Origin of the sequence: Candidatus Desulfatibia sp. (assembly GCF_036446775.1) — a bacterium.
Classification (GTDB): domain Bacteria; phylum Desulfobacterota; class Desulfobacteria; order Desulfobacterales; family UBA11574; genus Desulfatibia_A.
In genome coordinates, this window is sequence record NZ_JAZFTO010000257.1 from 1 (window position 1) to 3,379 (window position 3,379).

General features: G+C 45.0%; 4 protein-coding genes. 2 read left to right on the forward strand and 2 right to left on the reverse strand.

What is annotated here, in order from left to right; translation table 11 throughout:
- Both V3S16_RS12385 and V3S16_RS12390 read left to right on the forward strand, forming a co-directional pair.
- On the forward strand, positions 1–564 hold a 564-nt coding region (locus V3S16_RS12385; RefSeq protein WP_413885384.1), incomplete at its 5' end, for an SDR family NAD(P)-dependent oxidoreductase.
- A gap of 67 nt (positions 565–631) precedes the next feature.
- Positions 632–1,312, forward strand: a complete 681-nt coding sequence (locus tag V3S16_RS12390) for a Crp/Fnr family transcriptional regulator (protein WP_413885386.1) — start codon at positions 632–634, stop codon at positions 1,310–1,312.
- 2 nt (positions 1,313–1,314) lie between these two features.
- On the opposite strand, the gene V3S16_RS12395 is transcribed toward V3S16_RS12390, so the two are convergent.
- Both V3S16_RS12395 and V3S16_RS12400 read right to left on the reverse strand, forming a co-directional pair.
- Positions 1,315–1,788, reverse strand: coding sequence for a ferritin-like domain-containing protein (locus tag V3S16_RS12395; protein ID WP_413885388.1), 474 nt, complete (start codon positions 1,786–1,788; stop codon positions 1,315–1,317).
- Between the two features lie 252 nt (positions 1,789–2,040).
- A complete protein-coding gene (locus tag V3S16_RS12400) occupies positions 2,041–3,345 on the reverse strand; it encodes a DUF1598 domain-containing protein (protein ID WP_413885390.1) in 1,305 nt (434 codons plus the stop codon).
- Positions 3,346–3,379: the final 34 nt, after the last annotated feature.

Genomic DNA, 3,379 nt, shown 5'->3' on the forward strand with positions numbered 1-3,379 from the left:
GTAGATGGTTATGAAATGAGCTTTGCCCTCAACCATCTTTCATATTTCCTGCTGACGAATCTGCTGCTGGAGCCACTTAAGGCAAGTGGAAAAGCCCGTATCATCAACGTTTCGTCGAGTGCTCACGCGGGTTGCGCGGGAATGAACTTCGATGATTTGCAAAGCCGGAAGGGATTCGTTGGCAAAGACGCCTACGCCAAATCCAAACTTGCAAACATCCTCTTTACCTATGAGCTAGCCAGGCGTCTAACCGGGACAGGGATCACCGTGAACGCACTGCACCCCGGCGGCGTAATGACCAATTTTTGCAGGAACAACGGCTGGATAAGCTGGCTTAAGTATGTGACAGCCCATTTGCTGGCAAGGGATTTAGTCGGCCCGGCCGAAGGTGCCAAGACAAGTATTTATTTAGCAACATCTCCTGAAGTCGAAGATGTTAGCGGGAAGTATTTTTTTAGTGAAAAACCGGTTCGCTCGTCAAATGCTTCTTATGACAAAGAAGCAGCTATACGTCTTTGGGATGTCAGCCTCAAATTGGCCGGATTACCCAAATCTTCTCAGTAAATAAAGATTTTAAGTTGAATTCGTAACTTTTTACGAGATCATCAATTTTGATAGCTGAGGGAAAATTATGAAAAAAAAGATTGATATATTGTCTGAAACACCCCTTTTCAGCGGACTTCCTGACAACCAGCTCAGAGAAGTTGAGCAAATTGCGATAGAAAAACTTTTTAGCAAAGGTGAAACAGTTTTTATTGAAGGCGATGACGGCAACGGATTTTACGTAATTGTAGACGGCAGAATCAAGATTTATAAAGTCTCACCCGAAGGCAAAGAGCAAATTCTGCATATATTCGGTGCGGGGGAGCCGTTTGGAGAAGTTCCGGTCTTTACCGGAAAACCATTTCCGGCCAATGCCGAATCTCTTGCCAAAAGCCGCCTTCTGTTTTTCCCGAGAAAAGCATTTGTTGATCTTATATCTGATAACCCCTCCCTGGCTTTGAATATGCTTGCGGTTCTTTCGACCAGACTCCGGCGGTTTACGGTTCAGATAGAAAATCTTTCCTTAAAAGAGGTGCCGAGCCGTTTGGCCGCCTATCTGATTTATCTGACAGAAGAACAGGGACGTGAAGATTCTGTGAAACTGCATATTTCAAAAGGGCAGCTTGCAAGCCTGCTGGGTACCATTCCGGAAACCCTGTCACGTATTTTCGCCAAGATGAGCGCTCAGAATCTAATTCAAGTATCCGGCCGTGATATCAGTCTCATTGATCTTGCGGGCCTTAAAGATCTGGCGAAACATGGAAAATAAAACTATTTGAACGCCACTAACTCCTTGCTCAAAATCCTGATATGATGCATCTCTTCTTTGATAATGGCTTCAATTTTTTGCTTGCCGCGATTCTCCGAAACCACATCTTTCATGCCTAAATAAAAAGCAATGGAATCTTTTTCGGCTGCAATGGCGGCCTTGAGAATCTCTTTCATGGATGAAAGCTCAATCTCTTTTTCAAAAAAGACGCGGGTATCGGCCAGCGCTTTTAAGTATTGAACGGCTTCACCGGCAGGGTCGAAAACGGTCGCTTCTTTTTCTTTTTCCGTTAATTGAGACCGCATGATTTGAAAGGTTTTTTCGTGTTCATCTTCCATGCCGGCAAGACCCAGCAAAAGTTCTTTGTTTTCAGGACCGCTAACATTTTCGGCTGCTTCCCTGTAAAACTTGGCACCGTTTCTTTCAATCTGCGCGGCCATCATAAATATCTCTTCAGCGTTAAATTCGTAGCTCATTGAATAATTTCCTTTTTTTTAATATCATTTTTTGTAAGGGACTTCCGGGACGCCCCTCAAAATATAAGTTTCTATTTGCAGTTTAGTGATTTGCGGGTCATACAATTTAACTTTTCTTTGGCCCTGCTCTTGCCATCAGGAGAATCTTTCTATATACAGTATTTCCAAATAATTTTTCTTTTGACATGACAACTTTGTAATTATATCCTCATGTTTGTAGAATATAGTTTGAAATCTGCCCTCTATCTCAAATTATCTGAATCTAAACACCCAGGACAACGAGCCCAAAGCGGGCCTGGCGCTTATCACCGCTTTACGCATCTTGTTTAATTTGGCATCTGCCCTGAATTGTTCCTCGGTAATGTCCATTTCCATATTCACACCACCGTACATCATGGGAAAGGACCATTTTTTAAAGCCTTTGCTAACATCAACGTATGTTTCCTTGTGATTGACCAGGCCGGGAAAAGAATCGGGCATTGAACGTTCCATTTGATATCGATACGTGTTCAGATAAAAGCCCAGGTCAAGCCCGGAATTTGAGTCCGCCCTCGTGTTATACATGACCTGGAGCAAGGCTCTTAGCCTGTAAAGATTTTTCAGGCTAGCATAGGACGGCACCTGGGCCGCGGCCTGTTCGAATCTGTTTGAAAAATTTTCCGCAAAGGCAACAGCCTGGGGGTCATCCTCCTGGGCGTCAAACAGTTCTCCGGTTTGGGTTGCATTTTGCTTGGCGGTTAACAATACCACCGGGCTTTCCTCAAGCCAGACAATGTCCCCGGCCTCTCTGAAGGTCGGATACCCTTCCTTCATGTGGAACCAAAAGCGGTTGATGGTAATCTCTGAGCCGGACATATCTTTACCAGCACGGATGTATTCCTCCCCTTGCGAGGCCTTTCTTTCCAAATATGAAGATATGCCTGCAAGTTTGATGAGACCCAGCGATACCTTTTTCATGTGGTAGTCGGCATCAAGCATAATGTGAGCATGCCGGGACTCTCTAGGGATACCGCCAATCCTTACGGTTTGTGATCCCCAAATCTCCTTTACCTGTTGGATCACCCGACGCCTGTCCTCAGGGGATGCTACGTTTGCATTTTCCGATAAAATTTGCATGACATTACGAACATCTTGCGGGCGTGGATCCAGGGAGCAATAAAGGGCTTCGGTCTTATCCCATATGGAGCGCATATTGACGGCCAAATCATCAAGATGGTATTGGGGATGCCTGCTTGACCGCTGCCCTATAATAATAATATCCTGGTTATCGCCGTCCACGACAAACCCTTCTATTTTGGAAACCCCGTACAACGAATTCCGCGCTGACAAAGATCCGGAAGATCTTTGAGCTAAAGCCCGCATTGAAACAGCAATGTGCTGCCCTTTGTAGGATAAGGGACCCGCTGCAGCCGATGACGGACAAAGCCAAGTCATCACGCAAAACAAAACGCTAAAAAATGTCAGTATGAAAAAGGTCGCCAAAGAGGGAAAAAGTTGGTGTGCTTTATCATTGCAGCCGCTTCCGGCGCTTATTGTCTGTTTGATTTCTCGTATCATTTGGTTCCCTCCCTTTTAAGTTGTCGCTGGTTGT